A 21202-nucleotide genomic window follows, 5' to 3' on the forward strand; every position below is an offset into this window, starting at 1 on the left:
GATCGATGCCGAAATCGCATCGGTCGCCGCCGACGGCTACCGCATCGCCGCGGTGCGCGAGGGCAGATGCGGGCCGGACGGATGCGCGGGCGGTCCGAGCACGGTCCAGACGACGACCGCAACCAGCGCTGAGGTCAGGATGGTCCAGGCGATGAGCCGTTTCCGCATCTGGTCGAATCCGTCGGCGTCATGGAAAGTCAGGGCATTTCGATCGTGCACTGCAAACCGCGGCAATCCTATGATCTCGTTCACAGTCGAAATTGGCCGGCGCAATGCGAACCAAAGCCGCGCCCGCGCATTGAAGGCGCATGCCCCGCGAAAACGATCTCGAAGGTAAGCCCGACATGGGAGGCAAGCATGGCGGTCAGGCCGGCCTGCCCAAGTCGCCACCGCGCCCGCAGCAGGGCGAGCGCGATGAGGACGTCGTGGCAAAGCGCCACACCGGCCAAACCGATCAGGCGCCGCCACCGACCAAATCCAAATAGCCCTTGCCGCGCGGTCGTGCCGCGCCCCGCGTCGGGAACGGCAGCACCGCGTTGCCGTTACCCCGGTCCCGCGGGCGGGTGAGATGAAGATGGAGGCTGGCTCGTGTTTTGGATTTATTGGGACACCGCCTGGTCGCTGATCATCAGCGGCATTTGGGTCGCCACCATCGTCAGCCATCCCGACGCCGAGTTCGTCGAAGTGCAGGCCGCCAGACGGCAGATGTGAGCCACCCCTGCTCGCGGCGCTCGGCGCGGTTCGGATTTTTCCAAGGCAGCCGAGGACGCAAGTGACATCAGCGCGGAGAGCCAGTGATCGTCGTCGAGGCAGAGCAGATCAAGATCGCTTGTCTGCCGTCGCCGATTCTAGGTCAGGCTCACGCCATAGCAGGCCGACATCAATCCAAGTTGCGGATATTGCCGGTCGATCGCCGCCACCTCTTTTCGCATCTGCGCGATGATCCAGTCCCGGATTTCGGCGGCGATGGGCCGCATGGGCCGGTTGCGGGGCGGCAGAAACTCGCAGAGGCGGCGCGTGGTGGCCAGTGTATCGGAGGCCGGTACCAGCGCGCCGGTCAGAAGCCAATGCGAGGTCACCGTCAGCCAGCCGAGAGCGATGCCCTGGCCTAGCAGGGCTGCCTGCACGACCACGGCATAATCGGTGAAGCTCAGCCCCTTGGCTGAGCCGCGGCGCCCGGTCAGAAACGATGCGTAATCCGCGGCCCAGTCGCCCGGCGTCTCGGCAAGACGGATGATGGTGTTGCCCTCGGCAGGATCGGTGTCCCCGAGATAGCCGGGGCTGCACATCGGCAGCATGACCTCCTTCATCACCAGCGTGCCGTCGGAGGAGGGCTCGTCGCGATCGCGAAAGCGCATGCCGAGATCGACGTTCTCGACCGGCCCGCGCAACGCGCCGGAGATCAGTTGGAAGCGTAGGTCGACTTGCGGAAACTGCTTCTGCAGCTTGTCGATGCGCGGCATCAGCCAGTGCGTGGTGAAAGCTGAGGAGACCGACAGCGTCACCGTTTCGGTGCCCTTGCGCCGCCGCTCGATCTCGACAAGCCCGCTCTCGATGCTGCGGAAGCCTTCGAGCACGCGGTGATACAGCAATTCGCCTTCCTCGGTGAGCACGGCGCGGCCTGCCTTGCGATCGAACAGGCGCACGCCGAGATGCTCCTCGAACTGGCCGAGCATCCGGCTCACCGCCGGCTGCGTCACGTTCAATTCCGCCGCCGCTGCGGTGAAGCTGCCATTGCGCGCCGCTGCGTCAAAGACGAACAGGGCGTTGCTGGATGGCAGCATGCGGCGGAGCTCGGGCATAACGTCATGTTATGAGCGCGGTGAGAATTTGGCAATTGCCGAGTTTTCGCAAGTCTGGTGTCATCGACATGACGGCCCAAAGACAGCGGCTCAGAGCGACGATTTGGTGCAGCGCACGCTTCCGCCACGATCGCAGCGAGCACTCTGTCTATAAAGCAGGCTTATGGCGCGCAGCGAGGCACGCCAGCTCGGGACATGGCGAGGTCGATCTTGGACAAGCGAGCGGAAAGCGTCGAGATCAGGTCTGCCAGCAAGGCCTATGGCGCCGTTCGCGCCCTCGATGATGTTTCGCTCACGGTCGGCGCCGGTGAATTCGTCTCCCTGCTCGGCCCCTCCGGCTCCGGCAAGACCACGCTGCTCGGTATCCTGGGTGGATTCATTCTTCCAACGTCGGGCACGATTCTCTTCGGCGGCCGCGACGTCACCTACATGCCGCCGCACAAGCGCGACATCGGCGTGGTTTTCCAGAACTACGCGTTGTTCCCGCACATGAGTGTCGGCGAGAACGTCGCCTTTCCGTTGCGCGCGCGGCGCCTGCCGAAAGCCTCATGGCCGGACAAGGTGCGTGCCGCGCTCGGCATGGTTGGCCTCGCCGGCTATGAGGAGCGCGGCATCGCGCAGCTCTCCGGCGGCCAACGCCAGCGCGTCGCGCTCGCACGCGCCATGATCTTCGAGCCGCGCCTGATCCTGATGGACGAGCCGCTCTCCGCCCTCGACAAGCAGCTCCGCGAATCCATGCAGATCGAGCTGCGCTCGCTGCACAGGCGCATCCAGGCCACCATCATCTACGTCACCCATGACCAGCGCGAGGCGCTGACCATGAGCGACCGCGTCGCCGTGATGAAGGACGGCCGGCTGGTCCAGATCGACGAGCCGGCGCGGCTGCACGATCATCCCGCGGATTCCTTCGTCGCCAGCTTCATCGGTGAAGCCACCATGCTGCCCGTTCGGCGCGTCGATGCCTCCAGCATCGCGCTCGGCAATGCTTTGCTGCGCAGCGCACGCGCCGTTCCCGATGGCGATGCCTTGATGCTGGCCGTGCACAGCGAGAAGCTGTTGATCGACGACGGCGCGCAGGACGCCGCTTGCAACCGGCTGACCGGCACCGTCACCGACATCGTCTACCAGGGCGAAAGCCTTCGCATTTTCCTGGCGCTCGCCGACGGCATCGCGCTCAGCCTGCGCCAGCCGAGCTACCACCAGGCCTATCACCGTATCCCGCCGCTCGGCGGCAGCCTCACCGTCACGCTCCACCCCGAGGACACGATCGTCGTGCCCAGGGCGGGGGATTGAACTTCAGATTCATCCAAGCCGAGAGAAGAAACGACATGTCGACCCAAGCCGCGTTCAGCAACTTCAAGGTTCTCACTTTCGACGTCGTCGGCACCTTGATCGACTTCGAAACCGGCGTGCTCGCCGCCGTGCGCAAGATTTCGGGCAAGACGCCGGCCGAGCTCAGCGACGACGTGATCTTCGAATCCTACAAGCGCGGCCGCGACAAGCATTACGAGCGCTCCAGCGAGGTGATGTTCCATGTCTACCGCTATCTCGCGAAGGAGCTCGGGCTGCCCGCCGACGATGCGTCCTGCGACGTGTTCCAGCTCGCCGTGCTGCGCTGGGGGCCGTTCCCGGATTCGGTCGAGGCGCTCAAGCGGCTGCGCACGAAATTCCGCCTGGTCGCGATGACCAATGCCGACCGCGTCGCGCTGTCCTGCTACGCCCATGCGCTCGGCAATCCCTTCGACGACACCGTCTGCGCCGACGACACCGGTGTGGCGAAACCGAACCCGGAATTCTTCGCCTACAACAAGGGCCGCCAGTCGGCCTTCGGCTACAAGCAGTCCGACATTCTGCACGTCGCGCAGAGCCAGTATCACGACATCGGGATCGCGCGGAAGCTCGGCTATAAGGTGTGCTGGATCGAACGCCGACAGGGCATCGCCGGCTTCGGCGGCACGCCGGCGGTGGAGGCGCTGACCAAGCCGGACTTCCATTACCCGACCCTGAAGGCGCTCGCCGACGCCGCAATCGGGCCAGTGGAGTAGATGAGCGCGGCCATGACGCAGGATTGGCGCGCGCTGCCATCGGTCGATTCGCTGTGGGAAGCCACGGCGAATCCGGCTCGCGCCTTTCCGGTGCTGTCGGGCGAGAGCCAGGCGGACGTGGTGATCATCGGCGCAGGCTATACCGGTCTGTCCGCGGCGCATCATGTCGCCAAGAGCGGCCTGTCGCCCGTCGTGTTGGAGGCAAACCGCCCCGGCTGGGGCGCGAGCGGACGCAACGGCGGCGTGATCACCGCAAAGTTTCGCCTCTCGTTCCGCGAGATCGACGCCGCACACGGCCGCGCCATGGCGCGGCGCATGTACGAAATCGCGCATCAAGCGACCGACATGGTCGAGGAACTGGTGTCGGAGTTCGGCATCGCCGGCGCGAACCTGACGCGCACCGGCCAGGTCAAGGCCGCACACAACGAGGCGACGCTCCGGGCCGCGATCGACGAGGCCAACTGGATGACGCGCGAGATGGGCTCGGCAGCGGTCCGCATCCTCGACAAGGACGGCGTGCGCGAGGAGACCGGCTCCGACGTCTTCGTCGGCGGCGTCCTCAATCCCGGCTCGGGCGGCATCCATCCGCTGAATTATCTGCGCGGTCTCGCCGATGGCGTGACCGGCCGCGGAGTGCCGATCTTCCAGGAATCGCCTGTGGCCAAGCTCTACCGGGACAAGGACGGCATCGTCGCCGAGACGCCGCAAGGCGCGGTGCGCGCCAAGCAGGCCATCATCGCGACCAACAGCTATTCGGATCTGACCGCCGCCACCGCGCACATGCAGCGCACGCTGATTCCGTTCCGCAGCGCCATGGTCGCGACGGAAAGACTGCCGCGCAATCTCGCGGGAAAACTGATGCCGACCGGGCGCACCTATACCGAAACCAAGCGCATGATGCGCTGGTTCCGCATGGTCGACAACCGCGTGATCTTCGGTGGCCGCGGCGCGTTCGGCAAACAGGACTCGCAGGCCGCCTTCGACGCCTTGCGCAAGGCGATGGTCGGCATCTTTCCCGATCTCGCCGACATTCCGCTCGCATACAAATGGTCCGGCCTCGTCGCGATGACGCTGGACTCGGTGCCGCATATCGGCCGGCTCGACGATCGCACGCTGGTCTCGATGGGCTACAACGGCGCCGGCGTTGCGATGTCGAGCCTGATGGGGCGCTATCTCGCGGCCCTCGTGCGCGGTGAGACGCCTGACGTCGGCCTGCTCGATGTCTGGCGCATGAAATCCATTCCGTTCTATCCGCTGCGCGAGCCCGCCATACGCTTGGTCGCCGGCTGGTACCAGTTTCTCGATGCGATCGGCCGGTAAGCCAATTTTGGCGAAGGAGGAGGCGACGATGAACACCAAACGCAATTTCGAACTTGGCTGCACGCTGCTTGGCGTGCTCGCGCTCGGGGGCACCGCGGCTGATGCCGCCGAGCAGATCACCTTCGTCTCGCAGGGCGGCGCCTATCAGCAGGCGCAGACGGTGGCGATCCTCGATCCCTCCGCCAAGAAGCTCGGCATCACCATCAACCAGGACTCCATTCCCGACGCCTGGCCCGCGATCAAGACGCAGGTCGGCAGCGGCAAGCCGATCTGGGACGTGGTCGACACGCCGACCGGCAATTGCCTGCGTGGCGGCGAGCAGGGCCTGATCGAGAAGCTCGATTTCTCCAAGATTCCGAACGGTGCGGCGATGCCGGAAGCGTATCGCAGCGCCTATTCGGTGTCCTACGAGTTCTATTCCAGCGTGCTCGCCTTTAGCCAGAAGACCTTTCCGAAGGGCGCCCCGAACAGCTGGGCCGATTTCTGGGACGTGAAGAAATTCCCCGGACGCCGCGCGCTGCGCAACCACCCGTTCGCCACGCTCGAGGCCGCGCTGATGGCCGACGGCGTCGCGCCCGACAAGCTCTATCCGCTCGACGTCGACCGCGCCTTTAGGAAGCTGGAGGAGATCAAGCCGCACATCACGGTGTGGTGGACCTCGGGCGCGCAGTCGGCGCAGCTCCTCAACGACGGCGAGGTTGACATGGAGATGGCGTGGAACGGCCGCGTCAGCGCTGTCGCCAAGGAAGGGGCCAAAGTGTCGTTCACCTATAACCAGGGCATCCTGCAGAGCACCTCGCTGTGCATCCTCAAGGGTGCGCCGAACCTCGACACGGCGGTGAAATTTCTCAACGAGGCCGTCGACCCCGTGCACCAGGCCAATCTGCCGCTCCAGATTGACTACGGCCCGGGCAATCCCAAGGCGTTCGAGACCAACGTGATCAAGCCCGAGCGTGCCGCGCAATTGCCGAGCGAGCCGGCGAATGCGGCGAAGCAGGCGTTGATGTCCTATGCCTGGTGGTCTTCGCCGGCCGGAGAGGCCGCCGAGAAGCGCTGGGCGTCGTTCATGCAGAAGTAGGCGGAGCCAGCGTTGACGACATCAGTGCAAGATCCATCCCTGAAGCATCAGCGCCGCGAGCACGGCCTGATGCTGGCATTGGTGTCGCCGGCGCTGCTGGTGATCCTGGCGCTGATCGTGCTGCCGGTCGGCTGGCTCGCCTGGCAGTCGGTCTACCATGACGGCTTTACGCTGGAGAATTATCGCCGCGTCTTCACCGAGGACGTGTACTGGCGCAGCTTCGCTCTGACCTTCGAGATCAGCCTCGCAGTCACGGTGATCGCGCTATTGCTCGGCTATCCCGTGGCCTATCTCGCCAATTCGTTGCCGAAAGGGTGGAGCATCCTCATCCTGTCGCTGGTCGTGCTTCCGTTCTGGACCAGCGTGCTGGTGCGCGCCTATGCCTGGCTGGCCTTGCTGCAGCGTACCGGCGTGATCAACCAGTTCCTGCGCTATCTCGATGTGATCTCGGAACCGCTCGCGCTGGTCCACAATACGTTCGGCACGGTGGTCGCGACCGTGCATATCCTGCTGCCGTTCATGGTGTTGCCGCTCTATGCCGCCATGCAGAAGATCCCGAACGACCTGATGCAGGCCGGCGCCAGCCTGGGCGCGAGCCCGTCGCTCACCTTCTTCCGCGTGTTCCTGCCGCTGTCGTTGCCGGGCGTGCTCGCTGGCTGCACCATGGTGTTCGTGCTCTGCCTCGGCTTCTACATCACGCCCGAATTGCTCGGCGGCGGTCGCACCGTGATGGTGTCGATGCTCGTCAGCCGAAACGTCGAGCTCTACAACCAGTTCGGCGCGGCGAGCGCCGTCGCGGTGGTGCTGCTCGCGAGCGTGCTCGCGACCTTCTTCGTCGTCAGCCGCTTCATCTCGCTCGATCGCGTGTTGGGGCAGAAATGATGCGCGCCTCAACCGCACGGATTGTTCTGTACGTGGTCAGCGCGCTGGTGCTGGTCTATCTGATCCTGCCGGTTCTGATCATCGTGCCGATCTCGTTCTCCAGCGCGCGCTTCCTGACCTTCCCGCCGCCGTCCTTCTCGCTGCGCTGGTACCAGCTTTATTTCTCCAATCCGGCATGGATGCAGGCGACGCGGGTGACGCTGACGGTTGCACTGCTGACCGTTGCGATCGCGACCCCTTTCGGCGTCGCCGCCGCCTATGCCATCAGCCAGTCGAAGCTGCGGATCATGCGGCTGATCCACATGACGCTGCTGCTGCCGCTGGTGGTGCCCATCATCATCACCGCTGTCGGCATCTTCTTCGTGTACGCCAAGGTCGGCCTGGTCGCGACCATGCCCGGTCTCGTGCTCGCGAACGTGATGCTGGGCCTGCCCTATGTCGTCATTTCCGTCCTGGCCGGCCTGCAGAGCTTCGATCCCGCGCAGGAAATGGTGGCGCGCAGCCTCGGCATGAACCGTCTCCGCAGCTTCTTTGCGGTGACGCTGCCGCAGATCAAGTCCAGCGTGGTCGCTGGCGGCATTTTCGCATTCATCTCGGCAATGGACGAGACCATCGTCGCGCTGTTCATCTCCGGCGGCCAATACCAGCCGCTGACCAAGCGCATGTTCACGGCGCTTCGGGACGAGATCGATCCCACAATTGCGGCGATATCGGCGCTGATGACGGCGGGCTCCTTCCTCCTCGTGCTGCTCGCGACCACAAGACAGGGGAAGAAGACGTAGAGCGAATGGCGGCCTTCAGGCTGAGGCGTCGAGGAGGGCGCCTTTCCCCGCGACCATTTCGCGGAGCGGGCGTCCCGCTGAAGAGGAGGCGTCGCTAAGCTGCCGCCGCCTGCGCCGCCAGCAGCAGCTTCAGCTTCGCCGCCGGCACCGCCGGGCTGAACAGCCAGCCCTGCATCTGGCTGCAGCCGAGCTGGCGCAGCACCTCGCGCTGGGCTTCGGTCTCGACGCCTTCGGCGGTCGTCGCCATGCGGCGGGCCGCGGCCATGTGCACCACGGCCTGCACGATCGGCGAGGAATCTTCGGACTGGCCGATGTCGCTGATGAAGCTGCGGTCGATCTTGATCTTGTCGAACGGGAAGCGGTGCAGATAGCTCAGCGACGAATAGCCGGTGCCGAAATCGTCGAGCGCGATGCGCACGCCGAGCTCGCGCAGCTGCTGCAAAATCGTCAGCGCCTCCTCGTCGTCGCGGATCAGCACCGTCTCGGTGATCTCGAGCTCGAGCCGTCCGGGCGCCAGCCCCGACTCCGCGAGCGCGGCTGCGACCTTGAGCGCCAGCGTCCGCGAGCGGAACTGCACCGGAGAGACGTTGACCGCGATGTGAATCTGGCCGGGCCATGAGGCTGCCTCGCGGCAGGCCTGCCTCAAGACCCATTCGCCGATCTCGCCGATCAGCCCGGTGTCTTCCGCCACGGGAATGAAGTCTGCCGGCGAGATCATGCCGCGCTCCGGATGGCGCCAGCGCAACAGCGCCTCGCAGCCGGTTACGACGTTGGCCGCGAGATCGACCAGCGGCTGGTAGTGCACCTCGAACTCGCCACGAACCAGCGCCTGGCGCAGATCGAGCTCGAGCTGACGGCGCAGCCGCGCCTTGGCGTCGTATTCGGGCGCGAAGATCCGGTAGGTGCGGCGCCCCTCCGACTTCGCCGCGTACATCGCCAGATCGGCGCGCTTGAGCAGATCGTCGAGATTGTCGCCATGATCGGGCGCGATCGCGATGCCGATGCTGGCGTCGGTCGGAATGTCCTGGCCCTTGCAGTCCACCGGCGCGCGCAACGCCGTGAGGATGTTCTCCGCCAGCGCCGTCAGCTCGGCCGGATCGCTCGTGCCGGCCTTGACGATGGCAAACTCGTCGCCCCCGAGCCGCGCGACGAGATCGTTGCCGGACACGCAGGCGCGCAGGCGGTTCGCGACCTGGCGGAGCAATTCGTCGCCGACCTCGTGTCCGAGCGAATCGTTGACGCCCTTGAACTCGTCGACGTCGATATAGAGGATGGCGAACGGCTTGCCTTCGCGGAGCTCGGCAACGCGCCGCTCCAGATGCCCGCGCATCAGCACGCGGTTCGGCAGATCGGTCAGCGCGTCGTAATGCGCCATATGGGCGATGCGCTCGTCGGCGCGGATGCGGTCGGTGACGTCCTCGTGGGTCGCGAGCCAGCCGCCGGCGGCGCCGGGCTGGTTCTTGATCTCGATCAGGCGGCCGTCGGCGGTTTCGACGATGGCGGTCTGGGTACGCCCGACATTGCTCAGGATGTCGTCGCAATAGGACGAGACGTCGCCGTGGAACGATCCGGTGTCGTGACGATGCTGGATGACGTCGCGGAACGCGGCGCCGGGCTTCACCACGTCAGGGGACAAGCCGTACATCTCGATGTAGCGCCGGTTGCAGACGATCAGCCGCTCGTCCTGATCGAACATCAGGAGTCCTTGTGTCATCGTGTTCATCGCGGTGTCGAGCCGCTGCTTCTCGAGCGAGAGCCGGCCCGTCATCTGACGGAAGATCAGGAATAGCGTGAGCACCAAGAGGCCGATCGACGCCACGGCGACGGTGACGAAGAATTTCGTCTGCGTGCGCCAGGTCGCGAGCGTCGCGTCCAGCGACTTGGTCGCGACCACGACCAGCGGCTCGCCGGCGAGCAGACGTGAGGCGACGATGCGGTCCTTGCCGTCGATCGGGCTTGCGAGCTGCATGGAGACGAAGGTGCGATCGAACACCGCCATCTGTTCCGGGCTGCCCTTGCGGAAATTCTGCCCGATCATGGCATCGACACGCGGCATGCGCGCGAGCAGCTGGCCGTTCTGATGGTGCATGGCGATCGAGGATTCCTCGCCCAGCCCGGTCGAGGCGAAGAACGACTCGAGTTGCTCGGGCGCGATCGCGCGCGAGACCAGCCCGAGGAACTCGCCGTGCGGACCTGAAACGCGCCGCGCGAACACGATCGCCGGCCCGGTGCCGAACCGGCCGGGCACGACCTCGATCTCTTCCTGCGAGGCGGGATCGTTCTTGAGGCGGTTGAAATAGCCGCGGTCGGCGACCGAGATATCGGGGACCGGCCAGCGCCGCGACGAGTTGATCAGCATGCCGCGGGAATCGAACAGATTGGCACCGGCCACGTCGGACCAGCCGCTGGCTTTTGCACGCAGCAGCTCGTGCATGGCCAGCGTGCCCATCTCGCTGCGGAACACATCGACGGAGGCGATGCCGCGGCTCTCGAGCTCGGCGATGATGCTCTTCTGCAGCACCGCGAAATCCTCGAACTCGCGGTCGAAATGGCGGGCCAGCAGGCGCACGGAGCTTTCGAGGTGGTCACGGCCGCTCTCGATCGCATTCTGCCGGAAGCGGTCGACGGTGAGCGCGGTGCCGACGGCCGTCGCGGCCATCAGCACGAAGCCGCCGGCGATCAACCATGTCAGCGGCGCCCCACGCCAACGGCGGAGCAACGCGCGTCCTCGCGCGCTCCATCGCATCGATGTGCCCATGCAGCCCTCCCGTGGGATGCAAGATGCGGCAAAACCGACAAGACCCGGTTACCAGTAAGGGTTAGCCAAATGTAAATCGGAGCGGAATCAGGAGGTTGGCTTCCTGAGCAAAGCAACCGCAGATCGAGACCCCGCATGGTGCCGCGACGGAAGCGTGTTCCCTCCTTCGCGAGGGGAGGAACGGAGAGAGCATCGTTGCGGCATCTACCGCTTGATCTCCCAGTTCAACGCTTCCGCGTTGCTCTTGGCGAACATCCTGGGCACGTCGAAGGTCCCCGTCTTGAGGTCGTAGCGGCAGCGCCAATTGGCGAGGCCCTTCACCGCGACGTTCTTCGGATGATTGTCCATTTCGCCTGACAGCGAGATCAGGAGATAGCGGTTGTTGGGCCAGTCGACACCGAGCCAGCGATAGGCATCCTCGGTGCCCTTCATCAGATTGGCCGAGATGTGGTAGTCGAGCTTCATGTTCTTGGTGTCGGGCCGGCTGTGGAAATAGGCCCAGGCGAGGTCGCTGAGCGACTGCTTCGTCGCGTTGACGAAGGCGCCGTTCTCGACATGGTAGAGAAACAGATCCTGCGAGCCCGAGCCGGTCTTCTGCATCCGCACCAGCCATTGCGAGTCGCTGGTGAAGCGGAAGCCGGCGCCATAGCCTTGCTCGGGCTTCAGCTCCGTCATCTGGTTGCCGCGCCGTGCCCAGACCTGCCATTTGACCTCGAAGAGGTCTTCACTGTCCTTCATGTACTGCTCGAGCCTGGTGGCGCCGTCGGGCGAGGTGAAGGCGAGGTCGGCATTGTCGGTGAGGACGAACCCCGGCGGCGGACCGGAGGCGGCGAGCGCAGGGGAGGCGGCGAGCATCAGGACCAGCGTCAGCCCAAATGACAGAGTTGGCGCGGCACGGGAAAATACGGTCACGGCAAAATTCCCTTGAAGAAATGCCGCGAGTGCGGCCTTGATCATTGGACACCCGCACCGTGGCGCCGGTTCATCCCTGATAGCGCCGGGACGGCGCTATCATCCCATCGACCGTCTTGCTGCCGCAGCCAAATCGGCGCAATTTGCCGGTCCCGGTCGATTTGCCAATTAAGGTTTTTCCGATGATTACCGCATCCAAGGCCTTCATTGCTTTCTGCCTGCTCGCGCTGGTCGGCACGGTGCTGGTGATCGGCCCGACCGAGCTGCGCCGCCTGCTGCCTGACGGAAGCAAGACCATGGTCGCCGCCAAGCCGGAAGCCAAGGTCGAACCCAGAGCCGAGGCCAAGGTCGAGCTCAAGCCTGAGCCGAAACCGGAACAGCCCAAAGCGGACCAGCCCAAGCTGGCCGCCGTGACGCCGCCTGCACCTGAACCTGCGCCAGCGGCGGTCCCGGCCGCCGAGCCCAAGCCCGAGTCCGCGTCCAAGGCGCCTCTACTGGCCGAGACCCAAAAGCTCGCCACGGCGCTGCCCGATCTCGCGCCGGTCAAGCCGCCGCCGGCGGTCGCCGACACCGGCCCCCGTTTCGACGTCGCCCGCGTCGACGATCACGGCGAGGCGGCGGTGATCGCGGGCCAGGCCGCGCCGGGTGCCAGGGTCGAGCTGCTGCGCGACGGCAAGCCGCTCGACAGTGCGATTGCCGACGCCTCGGGCCAGTTCGTGATGACCCCGCCGCAGCTTCCCGCCGGATCCTATGAGTTGACGCTGCGGGCCAAGGCGCCGGATGGCACGGTCACGCAGTCCGGCCGGACCATGCCGGTGACCATCGCCGAGGCGCCGCCGCCGCCCGCGCGCCCGGCGCCGGTTGCGAAGCAAGAGAACAGGCAAGAGCCGAAGCAGGCCGAGAAGGCGGATGACAAATCGGACGTCGTGGCCGCCCTGCCGTCGGCCTCGCCGCGTCTGGCGTCAGCTGCCCGGCCGAAACCCAGGGTCATGGCGCGCGCGCCCGCGGCGACCACGGTGGCCTCGGCCTCGCCGGCCGACGCGCTTCACGCCGCACCGGCGGAGGCCGGCGGCAGCCGGGTGATCTCCCGCGGCGACAGCCTGTGGACGCTCAGCCGGCTCGCCTATGGCGACGGCGCCCGCTACGCCGTGATCTTCAACGCCAACCGCGACAAGATCCACAATCCCAATCTGATCTATCCCGGCCAGACCTTCGTGATGCCGCAAAAGGCGGAGTGAGCGAGCGTCCCCGCGTCGTTCGTGCAGGGCATTTGAGAACGCCCCGCGACGCTTTGCCCTGCATCCCCCGGGAACAATTGGTTCCCTCGCGCGTCATTTGCCTGCGGCGCAGTGCGCGCTTGGAGGAGGCCGAATTGGTCAGGTCGGCGGTCATGTCGGGACGCATGGGACTGGCGCTGACCGGAGCGACCCTCCTGATTGCGGCCGTGCTGCTGCCCGAGAGAGCCGAGGCCCAGTTCGGTTTGCGCGGCGGTCCATTCGGCGTCGCGCGTTTCGCCGTCGGCCACGTGATCGGCATGTCGCGCCTGCGCCATTCCCGCACGGCGGTGCGGGGCGGCCGCTACCGCTCCGCTGCGCTGAGATCGCAAGATCCACGTCAAGACCCGCGCGGTGCCGAGCGCGGCCAGCTTGCCAACCCCTATGTTCTGCGCGCGGCGCTGACGGCGCAAGCCGCGCTTGCGGGCTGGCAGGGCGGCCGCCGCGCGCAAGGCTGGTGGCGTCATCCCGACGGCAGCTATGGCTGGGTCGGGCCGGTGTTCTGGCCGTTCGCGCATGACGACCTCACCAATGCTGTGATCTCGGGCGATGCGACCAGCCTCTCGCTCTACGGCTATGGCGACATCTATGCCGCGATCTTCGCGCCCTATGCGGCGACCGAGCTCGCGGCCTACACCGCGCCGCAGGGCAAACGCGCGCGCCGGATTCCATCGGCGCAGAACGTCTGCGATGCCAGCGAACCCGGCGGCTTCCCGGTGGATCGCATCGCCGCGGCCGTAGCGCCGAACGAATTGCAACGCACTGCGCTCGACGAACTCGTGACGGCCTGGAGCGAAGCCCGCGACAGCATCCGTGCCGCCTGCCCATCGCAAGTGCCCGAGACCGCGGCGGAGCGCCTCGGCCTCATGCGCGAGCGGCTCGAAGCCATGATCAAGGCCCTGGACGCGGTCGCACCGCCGCTGTCGAAGTTCACTAGCCTGCTCGACGACGATCAGAAGGCCCGGCTCAATGCCATCGCCGATCAGCGCCGCGCCGCGTTTGCGTCGATGCAGCGCAAGGATTCGAACAAAGGCGCGAACAAGGATCCGAGCAAGGATGCGCAGGCGGCCGCCGCCTGCAGCGCCGACGCCGATCCCCGCTATGACGAGAAGCTGCAGCGTCAATACGAGCAGCTGGTGCAGCAGCAATGGCCTGCGGGCGACATCGCTACCACGCTGCGCCTCGACGAGACCGCCCGCGCCCGCCTCGAGGTGCTGCAGGACACCACCCTGCGTACCATGGAAACGCTGAGCGCGTGCCCTACGGAGGCAGCCGCGACGCCGCAGGCCCGCCTCACCGCCGCGAAGGCGCGGCTGCAGACGATGCTTGCGGCCGTGAACGCCGTCACCGATGCGCTCGATGATTTCGAGGCTGATCTGAGCGATGAGCAGAAGGCGGGGTTCGAGGCGATCGGGCCGAAGCGCGGGGCGTGATCAGCCGCACGCCCAGTCGAACTTCATGTCCTTGAAGTCGAGCTGCGCGTTGCCGCCGCCGAAATTGTAGCCGCCGAAATATTCCTCGAACTCGATATAGAACGGGCTCATCTCCGGCACCTGCTGGCAGGGCCGCATGGTGCCGCCGAGATGGTCGCGGGCGTAATCCTTGGCCCAATCATGCAGGCGGTAGTTCTCGGTGGTCGGGACGCCGCCGGCAAAATAATAGTAGGACTGATAGTCGCTCGGCGGGTTGCGCGGGATATGCGGATCTTGCGGGGCCTTGCCGGCGTTGGGATCGGTCGCGCGCGGCATCAGGCCGATCGCGAGGGTTTCGGCCAGATCGGCACGCGGAGGGCGGGCGAACATCTTCTGCGCGAAGGGCGGGGCGGCCTCGAAGAAAGCGCAGGCGCCGCCGACATCGAGCCAGCGTGGCCGATCGGCCGTCGCCAGCGCAAGCGGCGCCGGCGGTGTCGCGAACGGGCCTTCGTATTCGGCTTTGGTCAGCAGCAGCGCGGCATATTCGTAGTCGAGAATGTCGGTCATGCGCGACAGGCGCGGATGCGAGGGCCGCGCCATGACCGCGTTCCGGACTTCAGGATCATCAGGCGCGCCGCCGTCATTGTGATCGGGCGGGGTGGCGAAGAACGACACTGCGACGATGTCCTCGCCATGCACGCGATAATCCTCCGGCAGCTTCAGCGTGAAGCCGTGCATCAGCGGATAGCCGGTGACGGGATCGAGCGGCCATTGCTCGCTCGAGATGCCCGGCGGCAACCCATAGACCCAGCCCTGGTCGCGCGCCCGGTTAGCGGGCCGGTCCAGCATCTGCAGATCATAAGCACGCGAAGGCAAGGCAAACGCCACGGACCGTCTCCATCCAGGTTCGAGCCTCGCCGTTGAGGCGAGGGTTAGTCGCGGGGAAGGGGGATGTGGTTCGGAGGATGACGGGATGATGCAGCTCCGCCGATGTTTTGGCCGATGTGTCAAAGAGCCTTGCAATCCGGCGTCTGGGCAATCCCGTAACTCATTGATCTTGCAGACCCCGCCTACTGTGCATGGGGTTGTTTTTCATGTTTTGCTTGAGGCCGTAGCCCGGATGGAGCGACGCGCAATCCGGGACTTCTGTCGATTGTGGCACTCCCCCGGATTTCGCGTCGCTCCATCCGGGCTACGATGCCGCTGCAGCCGCTATCCCCGCATCCGCACCGCGGCCGCGTCCACCACGTTGTCCGCCTCCTCGTGCCAGCTCAGGATCTCCATCGCCAGCACGGGGTGGTTGAAGCCCTTGAGCTGGAGATCGTCGAGCGGCTGCGCTTCGACCCAGGGCTCGACCATGCCGTAGACGCGGCGGCTCACCACGATCTGGTTGGGCTTGGCCTCGCCGCACAGGCGCGAGGCGAGGTTGGTGACGCTGCCGATCGCGGCATATTCCAGCCGCTGCTCGAAGCCGACCTGGCCGAGCGTGGCATAGCCGAGCGCGATGCCGATACCGAAGCCGAGGCTGTGTCCGCGGTTGCGCCAGCGCTCGGTGAGGGGACCGATGGTGTCGCGCATCTCCACCGCCATCTTCACGGCGCGCCTGGTGTGGTCCTCGAACTGGATCGGCGCGTTGAACAGGATCATCACGCCGTCGCCGGCATATTTGTCGAGCGTGCCCTCGTATTTGAAGATCAGCTCGCCGAGCGCTGCGTGATACTCGCGCAGCACGTTCATCGCCTCTTCCGGCTCGGTCGCCTCCGTGAACGCGGTGAAGCCGCGCAAATCGCAGAACACCACCGTCACCTCGCGGCGCTGGCTGGTGAGCAGTCCCTCGGGGCTGTCGGAGGAGGCGATCAGCTGCGCCACCTGCGGCGCCAGGAAGCGCTCGAGCTTGCGGATGCGCTCGATCTCGCCGAGCTGGGTCTGGACCCGCTCCTCCAGCGACTTGTTCCAGTCCTTCAGCTGCTCGGTTTGCCTCCGCAGCTGGTCGGCTTGCGCACGGACGGTCTCGTTCGCCGCCCCGAGCTCGCGGCCCTTGTGATCGACCTCGGTGAACAGGCGCGCATTGCGCATCGCCAGCACGGCCTGGTTGGCGAAGGTGCGCATCAGGCCGATGATGCTAGGTGCGAACTCGCCGCCGGCGCGGCGCAGCACCACAAGCGAGCCGAGCGTGCCCTGCTGGTCGACCAGCGGCACCACAAGCACCGAGTGGAAGCCGGCCGCGAGCGCGACCTCGCGCAGCGGCTGCTCGGCGGCCTGTTCGAGATCGGCCAGCGCGATCGGCTCGCCGCTCCCAGCGGCATCGCTCAGGATGTTCTCGCCGTCGTCGATGGTGACATGCGCGCCGTCGGCGGATTTGTCGATGCCGCCGGCCTCGACCAGGTTGAAGCGGCGCCGCTCGGCATCGAAGCCGTAGATCAGCACGGCATCGGCATGGGTGATCTCGATCGCGCGCGCGGCGATCGTCGACAGCACGGCGTTGAGATCGAGCGAGGCGGCGAGCGCGCGGCCGACCTCCTCCAGCACCTTCAGCTCGTTGATGGACTGCGCGAGGTCGCGCGTGCGCTCCTCGACCTTGGTCTCCAGGTTCGAATAGGTCTCCTGGATCTGGCCGGCCATCCGGTTGAACTGACCGGCGAGGTCCTCCAGCTCGTCCGAGGTGTGCACGTCGATGCGGTGACTGAAATCGCCTTCGCCGAGCAGTTGCGCGCCATCACGCAGCGCCGTGATCGGGATGATCATGCGGCGGGCGAGCAGCGTGCCGGCGAGGATCGCGACCATCAGGCCGATGCCGATCAGCAGCGCGATGCGCACCAGCTGGTCGCGGATCGGCATCAGGGCCTGCGTGGTCGGCTGCTCGAACAGCACGCTCCAGCCGAGCTTGGGCACGGTGCTCGCGGCGCTCATCACCGAATGCCCGTTGAAGTCGGTGCCCGTGCTGTCGCCCTCGTGGCCGGGCGCGATCGCGGCCGCGACCTGCGGCAGCTTCGACAGATCCTTGCCGACCTCGGGGCCCTTCGAGGACGTCGCCAGCACGCGGCCGCGCGGATCGACCACATAGGCGAAGGCGGCCTTGCCGACCTGCGCGTCGGACAGGAAGTCGGAGAGAAAGCCGAGATCGATCTCGGCCACGGTGACGCCGGCATTGAAGCCGGAATGCGCCACCGAGATCGACATCAACGGCGTGCCGCCGGCGAACCAGGCCGGCGCATAGCTGACGCCGCGGGCAACGGTCTCGGTAAAGCGGATGTCGCGGGAAAGGTCCGCGTTGCTGCCGGTCGTGGTCGACTGGCGCGAGACGCGCAGCACCTCGCGGCCTTCGCCATTGAGCTGGAACAGCTGGTTGACGACAGAGACCTGGTGCAGCAGCGACGCATAGTCGGCGCGGCGCTTCTCGAGCGTGTCCTGGCTCGCCCGCGTCACCCAGCTGATCTGGCGATCGAGCTCGGAGATCGACTGCTCGATGCGCCGGGCGGCGCTCTGCGCCTTGTCCTCCAGGCCGTCGGTCAGCTGTGTCTTGGTGGCGCGGTAGGAGATCCAGGTCTCCATCGCGCCGTTGACGGCGAGGACGAACACGACGAGGCCGACGAGGGAGACGACGTATTTGGCGAACAGGCCCCCGCGCAGAGATCGTGTCTTGTCGTTCGCTCCTGCCATCCCGATCCTCTCGCGCCGCCATCGACGCCGGCGCTACGGGCCGTAGGCCCTGCGGGGCCGTTCTATCACAATTTGGGCCAAAGGACCGCCGCGCGGCCGGGCCGACCGGCCGGATTGGTTACCCGCTGTGGACGCCGGGGGCAGACGGAAGGGGCTGAATTGTCGCAGCCTCATCCGTTCGGAGGAAGCCGGGGGCGGGCAGGCTGATGTAAGGGGATTGCCGTGGAGCCCAGCCCGCCAATCCGCCCATCACCGGTTAAAGAGTTGCCGCAGCACGTCGTTCATTGGCTGACTGTCCTGCTGCGCGACCGGCGGGTCGTCCATAGCGGGGGGCGCGGGCGAGGCCTGCGGCGCCGGTGTGGAGGGTGTCGCCGGCAGGCTGCGGCTGCGGCCACTGCCTGGCGCGGCGCCAGTGCTGCTTCCCGCGCCATTCGACAAGCCCTGCTGAATCAAATTGCCGATCGCCGCCCCCAGCGGCCCGCCGAGCAGATCATTCTGCCCCGGCTGCTGGGCCTGCGGATTGGCAGTGCCGGCGGGATTGCCGCCCGGCGCGGCGGCTCCGCCAAGACCAAGATTGCTACCGAGGCTGCCCAGGATATTGCCGAGCCCGGCGCCGTCGGGGCCGAACAGGCCCTTGCCCATCTCGCGCAGCTTGGCATAGGCGGCGTCCGGATTGTCCAGCATGCCGGCCATGTCGGGGTAGATCCGCGGCTGCGACCAGGCGCCCTGGATCATCACGGGAATGCCGAAGCCGACCGGTTCGTTGGCGCGGCCCTGGCCCTCGGTCGTCATCACCAGCTTCGGCTCGACGCGAAAGCCCATCATCTTGGTGTCGAGCGCGATGGTGCCGGCGCCGGTGACGCGCACCAGCGGACCGATCAGGTTGAGATCGGTCGTGACCGCCTGACCCTTGTCGATGCGGAACGAGGCCGAGAGCTGCGACAAATCCGTGCTCTGCTCCTGACCGGGGCTCTGGTTGGAGCTCTGGTTGGCTTGCCAGCCGGACAGCGTGCCCGATGTCAGCGAGCGGATCATCTGCGCGACATTGATGCCGCGAATGGCGCCGTCCTGGAAATTGACGAAGGCGGTGCCCTGCATGTTCGCCATCAGCGCGCGCTGGCTGGTGCCGGCGCTGCGCAGCGCGAGCTTGGCCTGCAGCTTGCCGTCGATGCGGTCGAATTCGGCAAGGCCCTGCAGCAGCGGCAGCGCGCGCACGCCGACGAGGTCGGAGTGCATGGCAAAGCTCGGCGCGCCCGTGGTCGCATCGAGGATCACTTCACCCGAGACCTGGCCGCCATAGGCGCCGAGATTGGCGGTGCCGGCCTTCAATACGCCGCCGGCGAGTTTGGCATCGAGCGCCAGCGGTGCGATGCGGGCATCGCCGATCACGGCCTCGTTCGCGGAGATCCTGATCTGGGCATCGACATAATTGAGCCCGGACACGTCGATTGGCGCATTGCTCCAGGGCTGCCCGGACGTCCCCTGCGGCGATTTCGCCAGCGGAACCGACAGCCGCTGGAAGTCGAGATCGACCTTCACCAGCGGCTTGCTCGCAATGTCGACCGACGCCCAGCCGTTGAAGGCGCCGTCGCCGAGCCTGCCATTCACGCCGTTGATCATCACGAGATCACCGTTCAGCCGCATCTCGGCATGGCCTGTGAGCTGGGACTTGAGCACATCGGGCATGTCGATGGCGAAATCCACCGGGATCGTCGGCCGGTCGGCCGGCGGCGCCGGCGTCGTCGCCTTGATGTCGAACTTGGTCGGGTGCTCGCCGACGCGCGCGGTGCCGGTGATGTTGACCTTGCGGTCGCGGCCCACGACCGCGTCCGCGTTGATGGCGCTGATGCGGCCCTCGACACGATCACGCACGCGCGTGAACGCGACTTCGCCGTCGGTGACCTTGACGCGGGCGATCGAGGCGCCGTTGGCATCGATCGCGAGCGGCTTCGACGCGCCTCCCGCATTTGGCAGGCGCTCACGCAGCAGCGGCTGGTAGAGCACGGGATGGGTGACGATGAGCTCGCTGATGTCGGGGCGGCCCGACCACACGCTGGAGAGCGACATGTCGGCCTGCACGCTGTCGATCGTCAGGCGCGTGATGCCGCTGCGATCCCGGGGGTCGGCAAGCGTGAGGTCGTTCAGGGTGACGTTCAGCGTCGGCCACAGGCTGATCTTCGTGGTGCCGTCGATCGACAGCCGATAGCCGGTCGCACTCTCGACGCGCGAGGCGATCGTCGAGCTCAGGAAGCCCGATGGGATCCCGATCACCAGCAGGAGCACGATCACGATGATGACGGCGGACAAAGCCGCGCCGGCGAATTTCACTACTCTCATCTCGACTTTCCAGCGACGGCCAATCGGCGTCGAATCCCGCGGATGACCGTCCTTTGCACCCGTCCTTTGCGCCGGAGTTTATCCCCGGACGGGAAGCGGCTCCAAGCGCGTAAAAATAGTCAGGGGGTGCTGCAAAGTTATGTGACTTATGACACACTTCCCCGGCGCGGTTTTACGCGATCCTGACGGTGATGATTTCAAGCGATTTGCCGAGACCACTGACAAGACACCTGACCTGGACGTTCACAAGGACATTGAAATGAGCAAGCAGGCCGAATTTGCGGTCATTCTGAAGATGAACGCGATGTTCGCGGATCTCGGTACAGACGAGCTCCAGCGGCTGTCCAATCTCTGCCACACCCAGCATCTGGGCAATGGCGAGGTGCTGTTCCAGAAGGGCGATCCCGGGGACGCGCTGTTCGGCGTGCGCCGCGGTCAGGTCCGCATCGAGACCGGCGCCTCCGACGGCAGCCGGCTCACGCTCAATTTCATGGGACCGGGCGACCTGTTCGGCGAAGTGGCCGTGCTCGACGGCCAGAACCGCACCGCGGATGCGACCGCGGGCGAGGCCAGTGAATTGTTCGTACTGCGGCGCGAAGATTTTCTCGCCTTCCTCGAACGTGAGCCGAAGGTTGCGATCAAAATCATCGCACTGCTGTGCCAGCGCATCCGCTGGCAAAGCGAGCGCATGGAAGAATCCATGCTGCAGCCGCTGCCGGTGCGCCTGGCGCGACGGCTTTGCGCGCTCGCCGCCGATTTCGGCTCCGAGGTGCACATCTCGCAGGAACAGCTCGGCGTCTTCGTCGGCGCCGCCCGCGAGAGCGTCAACCGTCAGCTCCAGGCCTGGCGCAAGGAAGCGATCTTGGATCTCCAGCGCGGCCGGATATTGCTGAGGAACATGACCAAGCTGACGGCGATCGCGCGGAACGAGTAGGGCTTT

Annotated in this window: 18 protein-coding genes; 11 read left to right on the top strand and 7 right to left on the bottom strand. The window is 66.1% G+C overall.

The genetic code is table 11. From position 1 onward, the window contains the following. Positions 1 to 36: 36 nt before the first annotated feature. Positions 37 to 168 (bottom strand): hypothetical protein, encoded by a 132-nt coding sequence (locus tag AC0WRY_RS02385; RefSeq protein ID WP_256438879.1) that lies wholly within the window; start codon positions 166 to 168, stop codon positions 37 to 39. 140 nt (positions 169 to 308) lie between these two features. On the opposite strand from AC0WRY_RS02385, the gene AC0WRY_RS02390 reads away from it, so the two are divergent. After that, positions 309 to 485, top strand: coding sequence for a hypothetical protein (locus AC0WRY_RS02390; RefSeq protein ID WP_194408511.1), 177 nt, complete (start codon positions 309 to 311; stop codon positions 483 to 485). Positions 486 to 588: 103 nt separating this feature from the next. Beyond that, positions 589 to 711 carry a hypothetical protein gene (locus tag AC0WRY_RS02395; protein WP_256438880.1) on the top strand — a complete coding sequence of 41 codons (123 nt, stop codon included), beginning with the start codon at positions 589 to 591 and terminating at the stop codon, positions 709 to 711. Between the two features lie 137 nt (positions 712 to 848). On the opposite strand, the gene AC0WRY_RS02400 is transcribed toward AC0WRY_RS02395, so the two are convergent. Continuing rightward, positions 849 to 1802 carry a LysR family transcriptional regulator gene (locus tag AC0WRY_RS02400; RefSeq protein ID WP_194405512.1) on the bottom strand — a complete coding sequence of 318 codons (954 nt, stop codon included), beginning with the start codon at positions 1800 to 1802 and terminating at the stop codon, positions 849 to 851. Between the two features lie 210 nt (positions 1803 to 2012). Between AC0WRY_RS02400 and AC0WRY_RS02405 the strand changes: the two genes are divergently transcribed. The 6 genes from AC0WRY_RS02405 to AC0WRY_RS02430 all read left to right on the top strand — a co-directional run bounded on the left by AC0WRY_RS02405 (position 2013) and on the right by AC0WRY_RS02430 (position 7909). Then, positions 2013 to 3095, top strand: coding sequence for an ABC transporter ATP-binding protein (locus AC0WRY_RS02405; protein ID WP_194405513.1), 1083 nt, complete (start codon positions 2013 to 2015; stop codon positions 3093 to 3095). Between the two features lie 35 nt (positions 3096 to 3130). Continuing rightward, positions 3131 to 3847 carry an HAD family hydrolase gene (locus AC0WRY_RS02410; protein ID WP_194405514.1) on the top strand — a complete coding sequence of 239 codons (717 nt, stop codon included), beginning with the start codon at positions 3131 to 3133 and terminating at the stop codon, positions 3845 to 3847. A 12-nt stretch (positions 3848 to 3859) separates the two neighbouring features. Then, positions 3860 to 5167: an NAD(P)/FAD-dependent oxidoreductase gene (locus tag AC0WRY_RS02415; protein ID WP_246776400.1), complete on the top strand. Its 1308-nt coding sequence runs from the start codon at positions 3860 to 3862 to the stop codon at positions 5165 to 5167. A gap of 28 nt (positions 5168 to 5195) precedes the next feature. Further along, complete coding sequence (locus AC0WRY_RS02420) at positions 5196 to 6245, top strand: ABC transporter substrate-binding protein (RefSeq protein WP_194405516.1); 1050 nt, start codon at positions 5196 to 5198, stop codon at positions 6243 to 6245. A 69-nt stretch (positions 6246 to 6314) separates the two neighbouring features. Next, entirely contained in the window at positions 6315 to 7127 is an 813-nt protein-coding gene (locus AC0WRY_RS02425) for an ABC transporter permease (protein ID WP_194408137.1), read from the top strand. After that, a complete protein-coding gene (locus AC0WRY_RS02430; protein ID WP_194405517.1) occupies positions 7124 to 7909 on the top strand; it encodes an ABC transporter permease in 786 nt (261 codons plus the stop codon). Before AC0WRY_RS02425 ends, AC0WRY_RS02430 begins: the two co-directional genes overlap by 4 nt. Before the next feature lie 94 nt (positions 7910 to 8003). Here AC0WRY_RS02430 and AC0WRY_RS02435 read toward each other — a convergent pair whose 3' ends face one another. Beyond that, positions 8004 to 10667, bottom strand: coding sequence for a bifunctional diguanylate cyclase/phosphodiesterase (locus AC0WRY_RS02435; RefSeq protein ID WP_194405518.1), 2664 nt, complete (start codon positions 10665 to 10667; stop codon positions 8004 to 8006). 204 nt (positions 10668 to 10871) lie between these two features. Beyond that, positions 10872 to 11522, bottom strand: a complete 651-nt coding sequence (locus AC0WRY_RS02440; RefSeq protein ID WP_194408138.1) for a hypothetical protein — start codon at positions 11520 to 11522, stop codon at positions 10872 to 10874. A gap of 239 nt (positions 11523 to 11761) precedes the next feature. Here AC0WRY_RS02440 and AC0WRY_RS02445 point away from each other — a divergent pair, with 239 nt between their 5' ends. Continuing rightward, on the top strand, positions 11762 to 12817 hold the full coding sequence (locus AC0WRY_RS02445) for a LysM peptidoglycan-binding domain-containing protein (protein WP_194405519.1): 1056 nt from the start codon (positions 11762 to 11764) through the stop codon (positions 12815 to 12817). A 152-nt stretch (positions 12818 to 12969) separates the two neighbouring features. Next, the gene (locus tag AC0WRY_RS02450; protein ID WP_491122605.1) at positions 12970 to 14286 is read left to right on the top strand and encodes a Spy/CpxP family protein refolding chaperone; all 1317 of its coding nucleotides are present in this window, start codon (positions 12970 to 12972) and stop codon (positions 14284 to 14286) included. Here AC0WRY_RS02450 and AC0WRY_RS02455 read toward each other — a convergent pair whose 3' ends face one another. The 3 genes from AC0WRY_RS02455 to AC0WRY_RS02465 form a co-directional block, all read right to left on the bottom strand. Next, on the bottom strand, positions 14287 to 15153 hold the full coding sequence (locus tag AC0WRY_RS02455) for a hypothetical protein (RefSeq protein WP_194405521.1): 867 nt from the start codon (positions 15151 to 15153) through the stop codon (positions 14287 to 14289). Positions 15154 to 15477: 324 nt separating this feature from the next. Further along, on the bottom strand, positions 15478 to 17925 hold the full coding sequence (locus AC0WRY_RS02460; protein WP_194405522.1) for an adenylate/guanylate cyclase domain-containing protein: 2448 nt from the start codon (positions 17923 to 17925) through the stop codon (positions 15478 to 15480). Between the two features lie 249 nt (positions 17926 to 18174). Continuing rightward, positions 18175 to 20262 (bottom strand): AsmA family protein, encoded by a 2088-nt coding sequence (locus AC0WRY_RS02465; RefSeq protein ID WP_491122606.1) that lies wholly within the window; start codon positions 20260 to 20262, stop codon positions 18175 to 18177. Between the two features lie 259 nt (positions 20263 to 20521). Between AC0WRY_RS02465 and AC0WRY_RS02470 the strand changes: the two genes are divergently transcribed. Continuing rightward, positions 20522 to 21196 (top strand): Crp/Fnr family transcriptional regulator, encoded by a 675-nt coding sequence (locus tag AC0WRY_RS02470; protein ID WP_063198283.1) that lies wholly within the window; start codon positions 20522 to 20524, stop codon positions 21194 to 21196. The last annotated feature ends 6 nt before the right edge of the window (positions 21197 to 21202 follow it).

The sequence above is a fragment of the Bradyrhizobium sp. T-12 genome (genome assembly GCF_058314695.1).